The sequence below is a fragment of the Streptomyces sp. NPDC006476 genome, from assembly GCF_040612015.1.
In the GTDB taxonomy this organism is placed as follows: Bacteria; Actinomycetota; Actinomycetes; order Streptomycetales; family Streptomycetaceae; genus Streptomyces; species Streptomyces griseorubiginosus_B.
In genome coordinates this window covers 14,610-31,783 of sequence record NZ_JBEXPK010000053.1, presented here as the reverse complement: position 1 = coordinate 31,783, position 17,174 = coordinate 14,610, and the positions used below count along the sequence as shown (strand labels likewise).

Sequence of the window (17,174 nt, the reverse complement as noted above, 5' to 3'; positions counted from 1 at the left end):
GTGGACGGCCCGCAGGCATGGGCCGTCCATTGTCATGAGAAACCGAGTTCGACATGAGTGACCTCCGTCTCGAAGACACCGTCTTCCAGGACCTGAAGAAGACCTTCTCCTCCATAAGCGACCGCATGGAGACCACCCGCCGCGCCCTCAAGAACACCGACGCCACGGCGGTCGGCGAGAGCAAACTTGTCGACGACGTGCATGACTTCGCCGACGACTGGGCCTACGGCATCAAGCAACTCGGCAAACACACCCAGGGCGCCGTGAAGATGATCAACAAGATCGGGGAGAGCTTCGGCAAGCTCGACCTTGATCTGGCCGAGTCCCTCAAGTCCCCGCAGAAGAAGGACAAGTGACGTGGCAGCACAGCGGCCCGCATTCCCTCACATAGGCTGGGATCCCACGCCGGGAAATGTGGAGGACACCCGGGTTCTCGCCAAGCAGTTGGGCAAACTGGCAGGTGAGCTGGGCACAGCGCTGGGTGAATTGGAGCGTATCGAATGCGGTGCCTGGAAGGGCAAGACCGCGATCGCCTTTACCGAGTACATCGGCAAGGATGTCACCCCTCTCATCCGCAAGAGTCACGATTCCTTCGATAAGTCCTCCCGCGCCTTGCACCGATGGGCCAACGAACTCCAGGACTTCCAGGACCGAGCGGACAGGCTGGAGAAGTCCGCGGGCGAGAAACTCAATGCCCAGTCGAAGGCCGAGGCCAAGGCCGACGGCAAGGGCAGTGAGGAACTCGGCAAAGCCTCCAGCGCCGTGGACGGCGTCATCCAGAAGGTCCACGAACTGGAGGAAGAGTATCGTCAGGCCGCCCGACAGATAAGCAAGGAACTCGACAAGGCCGGCGACATAGCGCCCGACGAACCCGGTTTCTGGGACAAGCTGGGCAAGGACATCGAGAACGCCTGGGACGCCACCGGCGACTGGCTCACGGAGCACGCAGACCTGATCAAGGCAATCGGGGATGTGCTCAGCGACATCACCGCGGTGCTGGGCATGCTCGCCATCGTCACGCTCCCGTTCCCGCCGCTCGCGGCCATCTTCGGTACGGCGGCCCTCATCGGAAGTGGCCTGACTCTGGCGGCACACGGCTTGGCCAAGGCAGCTGGCGCGGACGTGAGTTGGATGCAGGTCGGCCTCGACGCGGTGGGCCTGTTGCCGGGAATCGGAATGTTCGGCAAGGGAGCCAAGGTGGTCGGCGAGGCCAAGGCGATCGCCACTGCCGGAAAGCTTGGCAGGGGATTCGAGGCATCAAAGATCGGTAACGCCCGGGTCTTCCTCTCGTTCGGCAAGGAGTCCACGAACATCACGGGCGGGCTCGGTAGAGGTGGCTTGGTGAAGATCGGCGGCATGTCCAACGATGTCTACGAGGTTGCTCATTCGAGCAGCGGTCTGATGTCCCGCATGGGTGGTCTAACCACCCAGGGCTATCTTCCAGGACAGTTGATCGGTTCGAAGGGCGCCAATGCCCTCGGCCTGAAACTCGACCCACTGAGTCTCGGTGGCAGGGCCCTCGACGGGGGCCTCAAGATCGCACCCAAGATCTACGGGCACCTCAAGGATGACTAGGCCGACCGCCTCGGCAACACGCCAGGAAATGCCGTGTGACACAGTGAAGCGCGACTGCATGGCAACCCGCTCACTCCGAAGGAGGTTCGCCTGAAATGAGCGTCTGGCAGCCCGCATCGGACGAGACACTGATCGCTCGCGCCCCCATCGTCTTTGCCACGGGTGCGGCGACCCGCGTTAAAGGAATGCGATGGTTCCGCGACACCGAGCGGAACGACATCCAGGGCGAACTGCCCGGCTGGCCTGCAGGACCGACCTATACCGCTCATTCCGTCGGGGGTACGGCTGCCCGCAGCACCGTCAAGGGCGCAGCACTTGCTGCCGGCGCTGTCATCATGGGATTCCTCTCCTCCCATGGAGGCAACATCGGAGGCAACCAGTCGTCCGATGCCGGAACTGACACCTCGCACGACGAGACGGACGAAGTCGACGACTTCCCCGTCATGTGGGCCGCGCCGGGCAGTATCGCCCGTACCCTGCCCTGGCGAATGGACCCGGGGCGCTCGTCCGCCAAGGACTATCGCACCCATGCCGTCATCACCGACCGCAGGCTCGTGATCGTCGGTTTCCCCTATGCCAAAGGGAACGACCATCTTATTGATGACGAGTTGCTCTGGGAAATCCCACGGTCCGGCATCGAAAGAGTCGAGCTCCGAGATTTCAGGATCGGCAATGACGCGAAGATCGTGTTCGCTGATGGCTCGTGGTGCAGAGTGAGCAGCACCAATCGGGAGAGGCTCACCCGATATCTGATCGAAAGCCTGGATTTCATCCCGCTGGATTCGCTCACGCCTGCACAGCGAAACACTGCCACAACGTTCGCAGCAGCCCAGGCACCGGACGCTCAACCACCGTTGGTGAAACGTAACTCCTGTGGTTGCTTTCGGATCGAGGTCCTGGCACCGAGTACGACACACGCGTTCTTCGGCCATTCAGGCCTCAACACCGTCATGGATGCGAACGGCACCGAACTCAAATACATGGACCGGCACAAAGAAGACATGCTGACCTGACTCTTGGTCCGCACCGATCAGAACGGCCCATCACCGGATGAACCTTGCCTCCGCCAACCTCGCGCCCACTATCTACGTCGATCCTGCCAACGGCGGCCTGCCTCCCCTCTGGTTCGTAACTCCCGAGGGGTTCTTCGCCCTTCCGCTGGCCGCCACACCGAAGGAACGCGTCGAGGGTGCCAGCTCATTCGTACGACAGCTGTACTCGCGAGGTGACGATTCCATCTGGGAACTCGCTGCCCCGTACTACGCGGCCATTGTAGAACTCATGGCGGACTCCGGTCTCTCCTATGCCGCGATGGGACTGTTCTCCACCGCGGAGGACGGCGGCACGACGGACGGGGAGGTGACCAGATACGAACCCTCCGCCGGTGTCGCCCAATGCGCTCTCACGGTGGCCATCACCCCCACGGATCAAACCGTCCCGGACCCGGATATCGTGGCCCAGGGCGTGCTCGCTGCACTCTCCAGCGATCCGTACAACAACGCAATCTGGCTCGACCTGCCGTGTGGCCCCGCGGTTTCCTGCATCACCTTGCGTGAGTACACCGTCAGTCCGGACGTATCGGCGAGTGGCGAGGGGACAAAACTCCTCACCGGGCAGATACAGGTCCACATCCCCTTTTCCACGGGCCCGTTCACTGCGATTTTCACGCTCTACACGGCATCGATGGACCACTGGGCCGAGTTGTATCGCCTGATGTCGACCGTCCTCCAGACGGTTTCCTTCTCGGATCCGGTCGAGGAAGACGCCGAGAAGTCGCTGGACTCCGCCTCCGGGGAAGGGTGAGGCCCACGAGACGGCCTGGGTGGTTGCGGCGCTCTCGAAATGGACGCGGTTTAGAATTCAACAGTCAACGTCTGCACGATGCTGTCCGCTGCCTCTTCCATTTCCTCATCGATGCCTGGAGCCGTCCACGACACCAGAAGTACCAGGGCACTCTCCGCTCCCGTTGGAACAACTCCGTACATGACGCTCTGCAGTAGAACTCCGGGGCCGCGGCGTGGTGCGCCGTCGGCGGCGAAGTTCTGGCGGAGGCGTACTGAAGGCCCGATGGGCAGCTCGGTACGCGAGATCAGAGGGGGACCGAAATCGCCTGCGGTGAAAGTTTCGGCAAGCCACTCGAGGGTGATACGGGGTACCGCATCGTCGGGACGAATAACGTCGACTTCCAGCAGCCCGAGGGCGGTGTCGAAGCCGTCGGGATAGAAAGCAAAAGCGTACAGCGGGGCGCGGTTGCGACTGTCCTCCGCCCGAGTTCTCAAGTCCCTTCGCAACAAGGACACGTCCAGCTTGTGGCCAGCCGCGCCGCTCCGCTCAGTCAGATCCGCCGCAGTACGTTTCGCCCATCTCTTGACGTCGTCCGAGGGATCGAGCGGAAGCGGCACCCAATCCGTCGGGCAGACGATGCCGCACGCCTGGATGTCACTCATGGGCGCCATCACCGTCCAGCCAAGTCAGAGAACCGGCCACCGCATCGAAGAGCTCAACCATCGCGTCACCGATCTGGATGAGGGGGGTGGAGAAGGTCAGTAGCAGGTAGGCCTCGGTAGCGGGTACTGGCAGTTGGTAGTCCAACGTGATCGACGGAAGTACCTCGTCCGGGTCTCCCGGTGCACCGGCCGGAGCTGGACGGTCAGGCTGACCCGTCTCTCGGCGCACACGTACCGCCGTCGCTGCGGGCAACTCAACCAGCGAGACGTCCCCATCCCCATCGGCCGCGAGGCGCGTTACCAGATCGGCAGTAGCCGGCAGGGATCCTCCGGGGGGTGGTGTAACCAGCGTGATCAAAAGCGATGCGGGAATCGTCAGCGGGCCCGCCTGCTGCAGGCTCAGGTACAGCTCGATCCCACCGTCCTGGTATGCCGCGACGGCCTGTGCGAGAAGCCGATCGCGCAGTTGCCGCTTGATGTGGGGGGCGTTGTCGACTCCCTCGAACTGGCGGTCCACCAGCGCATCGACCGATTGCTCACGCCCATCGGGGTCGATCCGTACACGGAACCAACTGTCCGGCAACAGCAACCGATAGTCGGCTGGAGGGGAAGCGCCGCTGGCGCCGGTCCCATTCGAGGTCATGAGGGCTCCGGGGTCGTCCGTTTAGTCGTGGATCTGAAATAAGCAGCTTTAGCCATGCCCGCCCGGCTTGTCGCGGTAGACCCGGCTGATCAATGAGCTGACCGCGACCGGGGCCAGCTCGGTTGCGATGGTCAGGGCGGAAAGCAAACCCGCCAGGCGCGCAGCTCCGTCGTCGCCAAAGACTCCGGCCAGCAAGACGAGGCTGAAGAGCGGGACGAGCAACAGTTCATTGCCACCGACGACTGTGCGGTGCCAACTGGTCTCTTGTCGGGCTTCCTTGGCGCGCAGCGGCGACATCATTCGGACATCGGCAGCGAGGATGTGTCCCGTCCACCAGGGATCCGTGGCCGGTGCTTGAGGTCCAGCGCGCCGTATCTCCTCGTCCGCTTCGGGGACTGAGAGGGCGGCCACCATCTCAGTCCATCGATCCTGGCCTTGCGGACCGGCAAACCAGTAACTCCACGGCAGCAGCGCTCGAACCTCGCCGTTCCCATCTCGGAACTCCACTCCGAGGGGCTGCCGGGTACCCGGAACGGTCAGTCGCACCAGCCGCGAGATGCCATGCGCTCCCCTCCTCGCGATCCAGCGCTCCTGACCGATGGTGTCCGTTACCACCACGTCGCCGGGCAGCACGCGCACGGACGCGGTGCGAAGGAATCTCCGAGTCACTTCGGCCTCGACCGCCGGATCGGGCGCGATCACGACGGCATCGGTGAACTGCGCGCTGTCAGACCGCCGATTGCTCAGCCGTACGCCGAAACGCACCACTGTGTCCGCTGCTGGCACGAGGAACAAGGCTCCCGCGGCAACTGGCAGGAACCAGTCCACATCAGCGGCGAAGGCCACGACGAGAGCGGCAAACCAGCCGAAGATCCCAAACCCTCTGACCCAGCTGTACCAACGGGGCAGTTCTCTGTGAACTGCCCGATCCGCCTTGTTCCCCCCATCTGTTCGCGCTGAATCACCCACGCGGGGCTGTGGGTTCGCCTCCAAGGGAATTCCGAGAGCTGTTACCAGCTCCCTCAGCCCAGTCCGGTCCAGACACTTCTCCGGCCGCAGGTCCAGAGTCCCGACGACATTGGCCTCCGGTAGCCAATCTGCGAGTGGGACCTCAAGGATGGGCTGTCCGTCCTCCTCTTGGAATGCCAGCACACCCCAGCGCTCGACAGGCCGCACCGAGCCGGCCACCCACAATTCAGCGGATGGTGGCGAGAAGACAGCACGCCGGATTCCCCCGGAGCTGACCGGGTACCGGTGCTCACTCAGACCTCGGTCACGTAGGACGAGGGCCGCCCCGTCGGAATAGAGCCGGGCCCGACGGACGGCCTGAACACCGTGTGGCCTCATGCCCCGAGGGCGCACCACAGGCTCGGGCAGTTTCCCCGATTCGTCGCCGCGTCCTGACTTCTCGGCCATCACCAGTCCTGCTCATCCGCTACTTGTCGTCGTGGCATCCTTGACTCCGGTAGCCGACCAGACCCCGTCGTCCAGCCCCTTTACCCCGATATGGTCGCCGACCCATCCCGTGATCTCACCCTTGTCGAGCAGGTCGGTGGCCGATGCGAAACCTGTCGAGCCCGCCCAGATTCTAGTCTGGGCCTTGAACACATCGCTGGCCGCCTTCACCGCACCATCACCCCGAACGGATTCCGAGATCTGCCCCAGGTTCTTTTCGAGGTCGGCGATTCCGGAGTCACCGATCCTCGGGCGCACTCCCGACCAAGTGTCGCTGTGACCCAATTGCCGAAGGTTGCTCGGGCCCAAGTCCTTGACCCCTTTGAAGCCGTCCAGGAACTCCTTGCCGATCGATTTCGGGCTGAAAGCGTCCTTCAGTCGAGCGGCACCGGGGTTCCAGCCCTTCGGCGCATCGGCGAGCGCTTTGGCTCCGGCTTTGCCACGGAGGGCCTGACCACTGAGCTGGTTGGCCTTCTTCCAAGTCTGGTTGAGTGCCCGCTGGTATGCGGCCGTGCCAGGCTTCGACCTAATGCCCGCTCTCAGCGCCCGGCCCGCCGCCGACCGCGCGGAAACCTTGGCGGCGAGCGACGCACCCTTGGCCCCGGCAATTGCCCCACGGCCGATGCCCAGCGTGACCAGGCCAACCACGTCAAGGGCTACATCGAACCAACTGCCCTCACCTGCCAGGGCCAAGAGCGTGTGACCCACGAGGGACACCACGGTGGCAAAGAGTGCGATGCTCCCAAGGACAGCCGCAAGCGCCTGGCCGATGACCGGAATCCAGCCCACCATCAGAGACAGGGTCCCGCAGATAGTCGCGACCCAACCGGACACCGCCAGGATCTTCTCGATGAGCGCGGCATGGTCGTGCACCCAGCCCTTGAACTTGTCCCAGCGGCTGTCCTTCAAGCCGTCGTGGTCGATGGCGTGCCGAATGGCGTCTCTGGCCCTCTTGGCTGCCGTGTCCCGGACCTCCTTGGCTACCTCGAGGTCCTTCTTCGCCCGTTCCATTGCCGCACTCGCCGCTTCGTGGCGATGCTGCAGCTTCTTTCGGCCGGGGTCGTCATCCGGGGTGTCTTTCGGCAGCTTGTCGATCGCACCACTGCTCGCCTGCTGCTCGTCGTGGGCGTGCTGGGCGTCCCGTAGCGCCCTGTCAGCCATCTGCTGGGCACGATGGAGTTCCGAGGCGTACTCCCGGGAAGACCCGCCGTCGACCACCTTTCCGCCGAGGGCGTCAGCTGCGGTGTCGTAGCGTCTGAACGCCTTCCGCAGCTTCCCTTCGGCTCCTTCGGCCTGCTCTCGGAACTCCGTCGCCGCCTTACTCTTCCAGGATTCGACGGATGCGAGCGCTTTGATCTCGTCCGCCTGCTTCTTGATGGATTCCGCAGTCCTGCGGAGATCCCTTCCGAGCTTGGCTACTTCCTCAGGATCACCCGGGATCGGGTCGGCCGACTCACCGATCACCGCCCACTCATCGGCTCGAGGACGCGTCACTTGGGCCCCCCGCCGGTTCCGGGTTTCTTCGAATCCGTACCTCGCAGGGCTTCGGCGAGTTGGTGATCGATGTCCTCGTACGCCTTCGATGCGGTGGTCAGAATCTTGGAGAGCTTCTCCAGCTCATCCGCCAGGTGTTCGCGGTGAACCCGCCAGTTGTCACCGAAGTCGTCGAAGACGTCGACCAGGCCCTTCTCACCCAGAACAGACACGCCCAGTCCGTCTGCCGGATTCGCGCTCTGCGTGAACTCCTTGTGGATCTTGGAGATTGATCGAGCACTCTCTTTGATTCGAGCAAGGTCCGCTGTCTGGTCCGACATGATTTCCCCGTTGAAAGTCGCCTCAGGAGTTTTCAGAGACAGCGGCGTCGGTGCCGTGACCGCAGGGGATCACCGCACCGACGCCGCTCCGTGTGCATACGGCGGACTAGCCCTTGGCCTGCTTAGCCAGCTGCTCGTCCAGCTGTTCGTACGCTTCCTTGGCCTTCTTCAGGAAGTCCGACAGCCCGTGCAGGCCCTGGATCGTCTTCGTCGCGCCCTTGGTGAAGTCCTTCATGGAGTCGTCGTACGCTCCCGAGGCCTTCTGGGTGGTGAAGCCGTTCTCCACGAGGGCGGAGACGCGCTTCTCGATGTTCTTGATCCGGTCTTCCAGCTCGTGCATGTCCTTGATCAGGTCGCCTGCGACCTTCTCCATCTCCGCATATGTGAGATCGGTGTCTTTGCCGGCCATGACGGCTCCCTCCCGTTGGTGTGGCCGCAGGGCCTTCCCCCGTGGCTCTGTTGGCGGAGGCGCGGCCTGCCGTGGCTGGGCGGCCGTCCGCATGAGCAAAGATCTTACGGGTGGGACCCATGGGGCCGCAGGGGCCTCATGCAAGGGAATCGTGAACCGGTGCACATCCGTTGCGCCGGGCAAAGGCGGGACGGTTAAGGTCACAGTCACTGTCACTGTGTTGAGTGGAGCCACCGCTCGGTGGTTCCGGTGTGTTGGGGGACCGAAGCGTGCGTCTGAGTCTGACCGTCGTCGACCCGCTCGGCGGTGCCAGTGCCGACGTGGTGCTCGACGCCGATCCGGAGTCCACGGTGGGCGCCATCGCGCAGGAGTTGGCGAGGCACGTCGGCTGGGGCGGCGACGACGCGCAGGTCATCCCTATCGGAGCGCACCGGAGCAGTAGCGGGAGCACCGGCTCGGCCCCCCTCGCCTACGTCGACGGATACGCCGTCGACCCGAGCGCCACCGTCGTCAACTCCCCCCTCCGCGACGGCGTCGTCGTCAGCCTGCACGACCCCGCGGGGTGCATCCTCGGTGAGCCCACCGGCGTCGTCGAGTTCCGGGTCGCCGGCGGTCCGGCCGCCGGAGCCGTGCATCGGCTCGGTGTCGGACGGTACGACATCGGCAGCGGGCCGGCCGATCACATCCGCGTCGACGACCCCGAACTCCCCTCCCGTGCCGCCACCTTGTCCATCGCCATCGACGGCACCTGTCAGGTCAGCCTGCAGAAGAAGGACGAGGACGGCGCCGTTCGTCTCGACGGTGAGGACTTCGACGGTGGGGACTGGCCCCTGGGGTCCCAGCTCGCCCTAGGCAACTCCCTTCTGGAGCTGGTCCCTTACTCGCCGCCCAACGCCGCCCTCAAGTGGTCCGACGACGGTGCCGGGCTCGACTACAACCGGCCCCCGCGGCTGCGCCCCGCCGAGCGGCAGACGTCGTTCTCGCTGCCGAACCCGCCCGGTGACTACGAGGCCCGGCCGCTGCCCTGGCTGATGGCCCTGCTGCCGCTGGTCGGTGCCGTGGTGTCCGTGATGATGTTCGGGCGCTGGTACTACCTGATCATGGCTCTGATGAGCCCGGTCATGCTGTTCGGCAACTACTTCATGGACAAGAAGCACGGCCGGAAGTCGCACGCCAAGCAGCGCAAGGAGTACCAGGAGCACAAGGCACGGATCGAGAAGGACGCCCAGGAGGCGCTGGTCGCCGAGCGGGCGGACCGGCGGCAGGCCGTGCCCGACCCTGCCGCCGTACTCGCCACCGGCACCGGCCCGCGCACCCGGCTCTGGGAGCGCCGCCGCACCGACGCCGATCACCTCCTGCTCCGCTTCGGCACCGGACGCGTCCCCTCCGAGGTCGAGCTCGACGACCCCGAGCAGGACGAGCACAAGCGCAAGGTCCGCTGGTTCATCGAGGACGCGCCGGTCGCCCTCCCCCTGAGGGAACTCGGCGTGATCGGCGTCGCCGGTCCCGGTGACTCCGCGCCCGCGATGGGGCGTTGGGCCGTCGCCCAGACCGCCGTGCTGCACAGCCCGATGGACGTGCAGTTCTACGTCCTGACCGACAACGACGCCCGTGAACGCTGGGACTGGGTGCGCTGGCTGCCGCACTCCCGCCCGGCGAGCGGACAGGACGTGAACGTCCTGATCGGGACGGACTCCGAGACCGTGGGTGCGCGCGTGGGCGAGCTCACGCAGTTGCTCGACGCCCGGCAGAAGGCACTGCAGCAGGGCGGGCGCGGCAAGACGGACGGGCCCGCCTTCTCCGACCCGGACATCGTCGTCGTCTGGGACGGGTCACGGCGGCTGCGGTCCATGCCCGGTGTCGTACGACTGCTGCGGGAAGGTCCGTCCGTCGCCATCTACGCGATCTGCCTGGACGAGGAGGAGCGGTTCCTGCCCGGTGAGTGCCAGGCCTTTGTGGTCGCCGAGCCCCGGCAGACCGAGAGCGACGGGCAGCCGACTCCCGTGGCGCAGCAGGCCGTCGGTGGGTTTCCCTCCTTCCAGGCCTGGCATCCCAGCGCCGCACAGGCCGATGAACAGACCACCCGGACCCCCGAGTTGCGGCTGCGCGTCGAGCAGACCGGTGCGCTGCGCAAGAAGAACGTACGGCCCGACTTCGTCTCCGCCGCCTGGTGCGCCCGGCTCGCCCGCTCCCTGTCCCCGCTGCGCGACATCAGCGGTGAGACCGAGGACTCCGCGCTGCCCGGCTCCAGCCGGCTGCTCGACGTGCTCCAGCTGGAGCCGCCCACGCGGGACGCGATCGCCGCGCGGTGGCGGATGGGCGGTCAGTCGACGATGGCGGTCATCGGTGAGTCGTACGACGGCCCGTTCGGCATCGACCTGCGGCGCGACGGTCCGCACGGACTGATCGCCGGTACGACCGGTTCGGGTAAGTCGGAGCTGCTGCAGACCATCGTCGCCGCGCTGGCGGTGGCGAACACGCCGGAGAACATGACCTTCGTCCTCGTCGACTACAAGGGCGGCTCGGCGTTCAAGGACTGCGTCAAACTCCCGCACACCGTCGGCATGGTGACCGACCTCGACGCCCATCTCGTCGAGCGCGCCCTGGAGTCGCTGGGCGCCGAGCTGAAGCGGCGCGAGCACATCCTCGCCGCCGCCGACGCCAAGGACATCGAGGACTACCAGGACCTGGTGCGGCGGGATCCGTCCCACCCGCCCGTGCCCCGACTCCTCATCGTCATCGACGAGTTCGCCTCGATGGTGCGCGATCTGCCGGACTTCGTCACGGGGTTGGTCAACATCGCCCAGCGTGGACGGTCCCTCGGCATCCACCTGCTCCTCGCCACCCAGCGGCCCTCCGGTGTCGTCTCCCCCGAGATCCGCGCCAACACCAACCTCCGTATCGCGCTGCGCGTGACCGACGCCGGTGAGTCGACGGACGTCATCGACGCGCCCGACGCCGGGCACATCGCGAAGAGCACACCGGGTAGGGCGTACGTCCGGCTCGGGCACGCCTCGCTGATCCCGTTCCAGTCGGGCCGCGTCGGTGGCCGCCGCCCCGGTGCCGCCGATCCCGCCACGCTCGCGCCCTGGGCCGGTTCGCTGACCTGGCAGGACCTGGGCCGGGCCGCGCTGGCCAAGCCCAAGTCGGAGGCGCGCGAGGACGACGAGATCACCGACCTGAAGGTGCTGGTGGACGCGGTACGGGAGGCCAACCAGGCGCTCGGCATCCCGGCCCAGCACTCGCCGTGGCTGCCGGCGCTGGACGAGACGCTGCTCCTGGACGACGTGCCGGCCCCGCGGAGCCAGGGTTCGCTGCCCGCCGCCCCGTACGGCATCGAGGACCTGCCCGCCGACCAGGCGCGGCGTCCGGTCGTCGTCGACTTCGCGACCTTCGGGCACCTCATCGTCGCCGGTGCCCCGCGCACCGGCCGTTCGCAGGTGCTGCGCACCATCGCCGGTTCGCTGGCGCGCACCAACTCCTGCGCGGACGTACACCTTTACGGAATCGACTGCGGCAACGGCGCCCTGAACGCGCTCACCCGCCTCCCGCACTGCGGCGCGGTCGTCAGCCGCAACCAGCTGGAGCGGGTCGAGCGGCTGATCAGCCGACTGTCCAATGAGCTGAGCCGTCGTCAGGAGCTGTTGGCGGACCGGGGTTTCGCAGACATCGGCGAGCAGCGGGCGGCCGTCTCCGCGGAGGAGCGGCTGCCGCACATCGTCGTGCTGCTGGACCGCTGGGAGGGCTGGCTGCCCACGCTCGGCGAGCACAACCACGGTGATCTGACCGACCAGATCATGGCGATGATGCGCGAGGGTGCGAGCGTCGGTCTGCATGTCGTGATCACCGGTGACCGGCAGCTGCTGGCGGGCCGTATCTCCTCCCTCACCGAGGACAAGTACGGTCTGCGGCTCGCCGACCGGGCCGACTTCTCCATGCTGGACATCAACTCCCGCAAGGTGCCCGAGGAGATCCCGCCGGGCCGCGCCTTCCGGAGCGAGACGGCGGCCGAGACGCAGTTCGCGCTGCTCTCCGAGGACACCACGGGTCAGGGCCAGAACGCCGCGCTGGTCGCCATCGGCGAGGCGGCGGCCGCCCGGGACGCCCAAGTGCCGCGCTCCCTGCGGCCGTTCCGGGTGGACGTGCTGCCGAGCCGTATCTCCTTCGACGACGCGTGGGCCATGCGTGACCCGGCGACGACCTCCGCACCGCTGTGGGCCCTCGCGGGTGTCGGCGGCGACGAACTCACCGCGTTCGGGCCGGACCTGGCGCAGGGCATGCCGGCGTTCGTCATCGGCGGACCGGCCAAGTCCGGCCGCTCGACGATGCTGTTGAGCTTCGCCCGGTCTTACCTGAGCAAGGGCGTCCGCCTGGTCGTCGCGGCCCCGCGTCCCTCACCCCTACGTGAACTGGACGGTCAGGAAGGCGTGTTGAAGGTCTTCACCGGCCGGGACGTCGACGAGGACGAGCTGACGGAACTCGTCGACACGGCCAAGCCGGAGGACCCGGTCGTCGTCCTGGTCGACGACGCCGAGGTGCTGGACGACTGTGACGCCGAGGACGTCTTCAAGCGGATCGTGGAGCGTGGCGCCGAGGAGGGGCTGGCCGTCGTCATCGCCGGTGACGAGGACGAGATCTGCGACGGCTTCTCCGGCTGGCAGGTCGACGCGAAGAAGGCCCGCCGCGGCATCCTGCTCTCCCCGCAGGAGTCCGGCTCCGGCGAGCTCATCGGCATCCGCACCAACCGCAGCATGGTCGGCGGCCCGATCACCCCGGGCAAGGGCATGCTGCACCTGGGCACCGGGGAGCACGTCACGGTGACGACACCGCTGTAGGGGGCACCTGGGTACGGGTTCGAGGAAGCCGGGGCGCCGGAAGGCGGCCGGGGCGGCGCTGCGGTACGAGCACCGGCCGGGCAGACCGACGGAGGAGCAGCGCAAGGAGCGCGGCAACTGTCTCTTCGCCTGCCTGGTGATCCCCGTCTTCCTGCTCCTCATCGCCCCGTTGATCCTCATCCAGGAGTTCTGGGGTCACGGCATCTGGGGCGATTTCGCCTCGTCGTGGCCGGGTGGCGCCTACGCCTTCGCGGCCACCGTCGGTGCCTGTGTGCCGCTGGCGTTCGCGGCGTTCGTCGCTCCGCTGACCCGCATGGACTGGAAGGCGGGCAAGCTGCGTTCGCTGGCCTGGGCTCTCGGGTCGCTCCCCGGGCTCGGCGCCGGATATCTGATCGCGGGCGTGATCAGCGCGACATGGCGCCCCAAGCGCCGACAGGACTGGAGCTACGGCTGCTACAGCCGCGGCGGTCCTTGCTGGGTGCACGTCGAGTACCCGTACCTCTGGGCGGTCGGCCTCCTCGCCACCCTGGCGACGACCGCACTGATCATTACCGCCCTCGTCATGTACGTGAGGGCGACCCGCACTACCCCACCCTCGACATCCGAGCCGTAGGCCGACCCTCCGCCTCACTGTCCGACACGTACCTCAAGTCGTCACCCACCCTCGACAACCGCACCGTGTGCGGGGTCGGGTTGCAGCCCTCGTGGTTGGACGCGGCGCCCACCGACGTGGCGACGAGCTCCTTTTTCGTCACCGACTTCACGGACAGGACGTCGGTGCAGACGCCGCCGAGCTGGTCGGTCTGCCGGAGCCGTCCCAACTCCTGCCCCACGGAAGCCTGGTGGACCGTGAGCCGGAAGGTGCCGACCGGAAGAGTGCCGTTCAGCGCCGTGGCCTGCCCCTCCCAGGTGCCGAGGTAGGAGACGGGAACGGCGGCGGCACTCGGGCTGGGCACCTCCCTCGTCGTGGAAGTCGGCGTCGCACTCGACCCCGCACTCGCCCCCGCGCTCGGCGTCACCGAGTGCGCCGGGGGCCTGCTGCCCGCGCTGGCCCCGGAGTCCTGCTCGTCCCCGCTCCGCCACTGGTCGAACAGGACCACCGACCCCACCGTCACCGCCGCCAGCGCCCCCGCCACCGCGAGCGCCACCGTGCAGCTCAGCTTCCGCCCGCGTCCGCCCTCCCCCGGCACGGACGTCGCCGCCACCGACACGGAGACCTTCCCTGGCCGTTGCTCGACGGGAGGCGCGTCCCGCGGTTCGGGTACGGCGGCCAAAGGGCCGGAGGGCGAGGCGTCGGAGGCCAAGGCACCGGAGGACGAGGCACCGGCCGTCCCCTCCCCCGCCATCACCGGCGCCGGCCCGAACTCCCCCGCGATCGCCCCCAGCTCACCACCCCCCACCGAAGGCCTGCTGAACCCCACCGGCCCCGAAGCGGCCTCGCCCGTGTCCGCTGCCTCGAGATTCAGCAGCCGTACGGCGCTCCGGCTCACCTGCTCCACCAACGCCCCCGGCAGCCACCCGCCCGCCACCAGCCGCGCAGCCCCCTCGGGGGCCAGCCGCCGGGCGAGGTCGGCGGGAGTGGGACGCGCGGCCGGGTCCTTGGCCAGGCACGCCTCCGTGACCTCCCGCAACTCACCGCTCATCGGGCCCAGTTCGGGCTGCTCGTGGACGACCTTGTAGAGGAGCGCGGCCGACGAGTCGCCGGGGAACGGCGGCTCACCCGTCGCCGCGAACGCCAGCACCGCGCCGAGGGAGAAGACGTCGGCCGCGCCGGTCGCGCCCTTGCCGAGGATCTGCTCCGGGGACATGTAGCCGGGCGAGCCGATCGAGACGCCGGTGGAGGTGAGGGACGCGGTGCCGTCCGTGGCGCGGGCGATGCCGAAGTCGATCAACAGGGGCCCGTCCAGGGTCAGCAGAACGTTGGACGGCTTCACATCCCGGTGCACCAGGCCCAGTTCGTGGACCGCCGTCAGCGCCTCCGCGAGCCCCGCGCCCAGCGCTCGTACCGAATGGGCGGGCAGCGGACCGGTGTCCGCAACAGCCGTCGCGAGCGAGGGGCCCGCCGCGTAACCGGTGGCGACCCAGGGGACGGGCGCCTCGGGGTCGGCGTCGAGGACGGGGGCCGTCCACGCGCCGCCGACCCGCCGTGCCGCCTCCACCTCGCGACGGAAGCGGGCGCGGAACTCCTCGTCGAGCGCGAAGTGGGGGTGCACGATCTTGACCGCGACCGTGCGGCCCCCGGCGCTGCGGCCCAGGTAGACCCGGCCCATGCCGCCGGAGCCGAGCCGGCCCAGCAGCCGGTAGGGCCCGACGACGGTCGGCTCGTCGACTCCGAGCGGCTGCATGGCGTCACTCTCCCCCTGTACGCCGGCGTCACGCTCCCCCGGTACGCCTGGTGTGCAGCAGCGTAGTGATTACGGCTGGAGCAGCTCCACCTTCACGTCCGCCGGAAACCCGGTCGTCGGCCCGACGCGCCGGGCGAACTCGGCGACGGCCTCCAGTTGGGGGCCGCCGAAGCGGAAGTCGAGCGTGGTGAAGTAGCGCTCCAGGACCTTCTGGTCGAAGGCCTCCCAGCGGGCCGCCTGCTCGGCGACCTTGCCGACCTCCTCCAGGGAGAGGTCGCGGGAGTCGAGGAAGGCCTCGTGGACGCGGCGGGTGATGACCGGTTCGCGCTCCAGGTAGTCGCGCCGGGCCGCCCACACCGCGAAGACGAACGGCAGACCGGTCCATTCCTTCCACAGGCCCCCGAGGTCGTGCACGGCCAGGCCGTACTTCGGGCCGTCGAGGAGGTTGGCGCGCAGCGCCGCGTCCCCGATCAGTACGGCCGCCTCGGCCTCCTGCATCATCAGGCTCAGGTCGGGCGGGCAGGTGTAGTAGTCGGGCCGGACGCCGTAGCGGTCGGCGAGGAGGAGCTGGGCCAGGCGGACCGAGGTGCGCGAGGTCGACCCGAGGGCGACCCGACGGCCGTCGAGCTGGTCCAGCGGGACCTGCGAGACGATGACGCAGGACATGACCGGGCCGTCGCAGCCGACGGCGATGTCGGGGAAGGCGACCAGGTCGTCCGCGTTCTTGAGGAACTCGACGAGGGTGATGGGCCCGATGTCGAGGTCTCCCTGCACCAGCTGCTCGCTGAGCTTCTCCGGGGTGTCCTTGGTGAGCTCGAAGTCGAGGAGCGTGCCCGTTCTCGCGAGCCCCCAGTACAGGGGCAGGCAGTTCAGGAACTGGATGTGGCCGACGCGCGGCCGGGTGCGAGAATTGTCCACATCGCGAGGCTAGACCCTATGGGGTACGCTCCAAGCTTCGGCCCCGGTGTCAACCACTTTCGGATCTTTCAAACATCCGGGTGACGTGATCTTGCCCTCTATTGCTTTCGGCTGCCCGCGTGCTAGGCTCGCCGCAAGTTGCAGTTTGGTTTCCTTGCAGTACAGAGCCTGCGGAGCATGTAACCGCGGGCTCTCGTCGTTTTCAGACGTATGCAGTTGTGCGGCACTTGTTTTCACACTTGCAGGGTTCTGGAGCAGGGCAACCCTTTGGGCCCAAGGAGGGCTTATGGCTACCGGAACCGTGAAGTGGTTCAACGCCGAAAAGGGCTTTGGCTTCATCGCCCAGGAAGGCGGCGGCCCCGACGTCTTCGTTCACTACTCCGCGATCAACGCGAGCGGCTTCCGTTCGCTGGAGGAGAACCAGCAGGTCTCCTTCGACGTGACCCAGGGCCCGAAGGGCCCGCAGGCGGAGAACGTCACCCCCGTCTGATCATTCGGTCTCGGAGCCTGGTGCTTTGATCCGGAACAGATAGCAGTACCCAAGGAGCCCCGCGCCGCAAGGCGGCGGGGCTCCTGCCTTGTGCGGCCCGCGGATCACCCGGATGGGAACATACGTTCGGCGCGGAACGGACATCTGCCGCCTCCCACCGGGAACGGATGCGCGACGCGTCCCTCATCTGGGTGGCGAGCGGCATCGTCGGTATCTCCTTCGGGACGATCGCCGCCGTCGGCG

At 67.2% G+C, this 17,174-nt stretch carries 15 protein-coding genes; 7 read left to right on the top strand and 8 right to left on the bottom strand.

What is annotated here, in order from left to right; all coding sequences use genetic code 11:
* The first annotated feature begins 53 nt into the window (after positions 1-53).
* From ABZZ74_RS39085 to ABZZ74_RS39070, 4 genes are all read left to right on the top strand, one after another.
* Entirely contained in the window at positions 54-356 is a 303-nt protein-coding gene (locus ABZZ74_RS39085; protein ID WP_356773352.1) for a hypothetical protein, read from the top strand.
* A 1-nt stretch (position 357) separates the two neighbouring features.
* Positions 358-1,575, top strand: a complete 1,218-nt coding sequence (locus tag ABZZ74_RS39080) for an enoyl-CoA hydratase/isomerase family protein (RefSeq protein WP_356773350.1) — start codon at positions 358-360, stop codon at positions 1,573-1,575.
* Positions 1,576-1,670: 95 nt separating this feature from the next.
* Complete coding sequence (locus ABZZ74_RS39075) at positions 1,671-2,588, top strand: hypothetical protein (protein WP_356773348.1); 918 nt, start codon at positions 1,671-1,673, stop codon at positions 2,586-2,588.
* A gap of 37 nt (positions 2,589-2,625) precedes the next feature.
* Positions 2,626-3,378 (top strand): hypothetical protein, encoded by a 753-nt coding sequence (locus ABZZ74_RS39070; protein ID WP_356773346.1) that lies wholly within the window; start codon positions 2,626-2,628, stop codon positions 3,376-3,378.
* Between the two features lie 50 nt (positions 3,379-3,428).
* Here the strand turns inward: ABZZ74_RS39070 and ABZZ74_RS39065 are convergent, their stop codons facing one another.
* The 6 genes from ABZZ74_RS39065 to ABZZ74_RS39040 form a co-directional block, all read right to left on the bottom strand.
* Entirely contained in the window at positions 3,429-4,022 is a 594-nt protein-coding gene (locus tag ABZZ74_RS39065) for a hypothetical protein (RefSeq protein WP_356773344.1), read from the bottom strand.
* Entirely contained in the window at positions 4,015-4,665 is a 651-nt protein-coding gene (locus ABZZ74_RS39060) for a hypothetical protein (RefSeq protein WP_356773342.1), read from the bottom strand. The genes ABZZ74_RS39065 and ABZZ74_RS39060 overlap by 8 nt, the downstream gene beginning before the upstream one ends.
* 48 nt (positions 4,666-4,713) lie before the next feature.
* Complete coding sequence (locus tag ABZZ74_RS39055; protein ID WP_356773340.1) at positions 4,714-5,511, bottom strand: hypothetical protein; 798 nt, start codon at positions 5,509-5,511, stop codon at positions 4,714-4,716.
* Between the two features lie 582 nt (positions 5,512-6,093).
* Positions 6,094-7,584, bottom strand: coding sequence for a putative T7SS-secreted protein (locus tag ABZZ74_RS39050; RefSeq protein ID WP_356773338.1), 1,491 nt, complete (start codon positions 7,582-7,584; stop codon positions 6,094-6,096).
* A 26-nt stretch (positions 7,585-7,610) separates the two neighbouring features.
* Positions 7,611-7,934, bottom strand: a complete 324-nt coding sequence (locus ABZZ74_RS39045) for a hypothetical protein (RefSeq protein WP_356773336.1) — start codon at positions 7,932-7,934, stop codon at positions 7,611-7,613.
* Positions 7,935-8,040: 106 nt separating this feature from the next.
* The gene (locus tag ABZZ74_RS39040) at positions 8,041-8,343 is read right to left on the bottom strand and encodes a WXG100 family type VII secretion target (RefSeq protein WP_133043420.1); all 303 of its coding nucleotides are present in this window, start codon (positions 8,341-8,343) and stop codon (positions 8,041-8,043) included.
* Positions 8,344-8,612: 269 nt separating this feature from the next.
* Between ABZZ74_RS39040 and ABZZ74_RS39035 the strand changes: the two genes are divergently transcribed.
* Positions 8,613-13,178 carry an FtsK/SpoIIIE domain-containing protein gene (locus ABZZ74_RS39035; RefSeq protein ID WP_356773333.1) on the top strand — a complete coding sequence of 1,522 codons (4,566 nt, stop codon included), beginning with the start codon at positions 8,613-8,615 and terminating at the stop codon, positions 13,176-13,178.
* Positions 13,179-13,314: 136 nt separating this feature from the next.
* The gene (locus ABZZ74_RS39030) at positions 13,315-13,791 is read left to right on the top strand and encodes a hypothetical protein (protein WP_356773331.1); all 477 of its coding nucleotides are present in this window, start codon (positions 13,315-13,317) and stop codon (positions 13,789-13,791) included.
* Here ABZZ74_RS39030 and ABZZ74_RS39025 read toward each other — a convergent pair.
* Together ABZZ74_RS39025 and ABZZ74_RS39020 are read right to left on the bottom strand one after the other, a co-directional pair.
* Positions 13,763-15,523, bottom strand: coding sequence for a serine/threonine-protein kinase (locus ABZZ74_RS39025; protein ID WP_356773329.1), 1,761 nt, complete (start codon positions 15,521-15,523; stop codon positions 13,763-13,765). The two genes, ABZZ74_RS39030 and ABZZ74_RS39025, sit on opposite strands and share 29 nt — an antisense overlap.
* Before the next feature lie 69 nt (positions 15,524-15,592).
* Positions 15,593-16,441: a menaquinone biosynthesis protein gene (locus tag ABZZ74_RS39020; RefSeq protein ID WP_356773327.1), complete on the bottom strand. Its 849-nt coding sequence runs from the start codon at positions 16,439-16,441 to the stop codon at positions 15,593-15,595.
* Between the two features lie 286 nt (positions 16,442-16,727).
* Between ABZZ74_RS39020 and ABZZ74_RS39015 the strand changes: the two genes are divergently transcribed.
* The gene (locus tag ABZZ74_RS39015; RefSeq protein WP_003992177.1) at positions 16,728-16,931 is read left to right on the top strand and encodes a cold-shock protein; all 204 of its coding nucleotides are present in this window, start codon (positions 16,728-16,730) and stop codon (positions 16,929-16,931) included.
* Positions 16,932-17,174: the final 243 nt, after the last annotated feature.

Excerpts from the sequence above, each read along its gene's own strand:
- ABZZ74_RS39045 (WP_356773336.1), bottom strand. The coding sequence starts at position 7,934 with ATGTCGGACCAGACAGCGGACCTTGCTCGAATCAAAGAGAGTGCTCGA.
- ABZZ74_RS39075 (WP_356773348.1), top strand. The coding sequence starts at position 1,671 with ATGAGCGTCTGGCAGCCCGCATCGGACGAGACACTGATCGCTCGCGCC.
- ABZZ74_RS39070 (WP_356773346.1), top strand. The coding sequence starts at position 2,626 with ATGAACCTTGCCTCCGCCAACCTCGCGCCCACTATCTACGTCGATCCT.
- ABZZ74_RS39060 (WP_356773342.1), bottom strand. The coding sequence starts at position 4,665 with ATGACCTCGAATGGGACCGGCGCCAGCGGCGCTTCCCCTCCAGCCGAC.
- ABZZ74_RS39065 (WP_356773344.1), bottom strand. The coding sequence starts at position 4,022 with ATGAGTGACATCCAGGCGTGCGGCATCGTCTGCCCGACGGATTGGGTG.
- ABZZ74_RS39040 (WP_133043420.1), bottom strand. The coding sequence starts at position 8,343 with ATGGCCGGCAAAGACACCGATCTCACATATGCGGAGATGGAGAAGGTC.
- ABZZ74_RS39025 (WP_356773329.1), bottom strand. The coding sequence starts at position 15,523 with ATGCAGCCGCTCGGAGTCGACGAGCCGACCGTCGTCGGGCCCTACCGG.
- ABZZ74_RS39015 (WP_003992177.1), top strand. The coding sequence starts at position 16,728 with ATGGCTACCGGAACCGTGAAGTGGTTCAACGCCGAAAAGGGCTTTGGC.
- ABZZ74_RS39085 (WP_356773352.1), top strand. The coding sequence starts at position 54 with ATGAGTGACCTCCGTCTCGAAGACACCGTCTTCCAGGACCTGAAGAAG.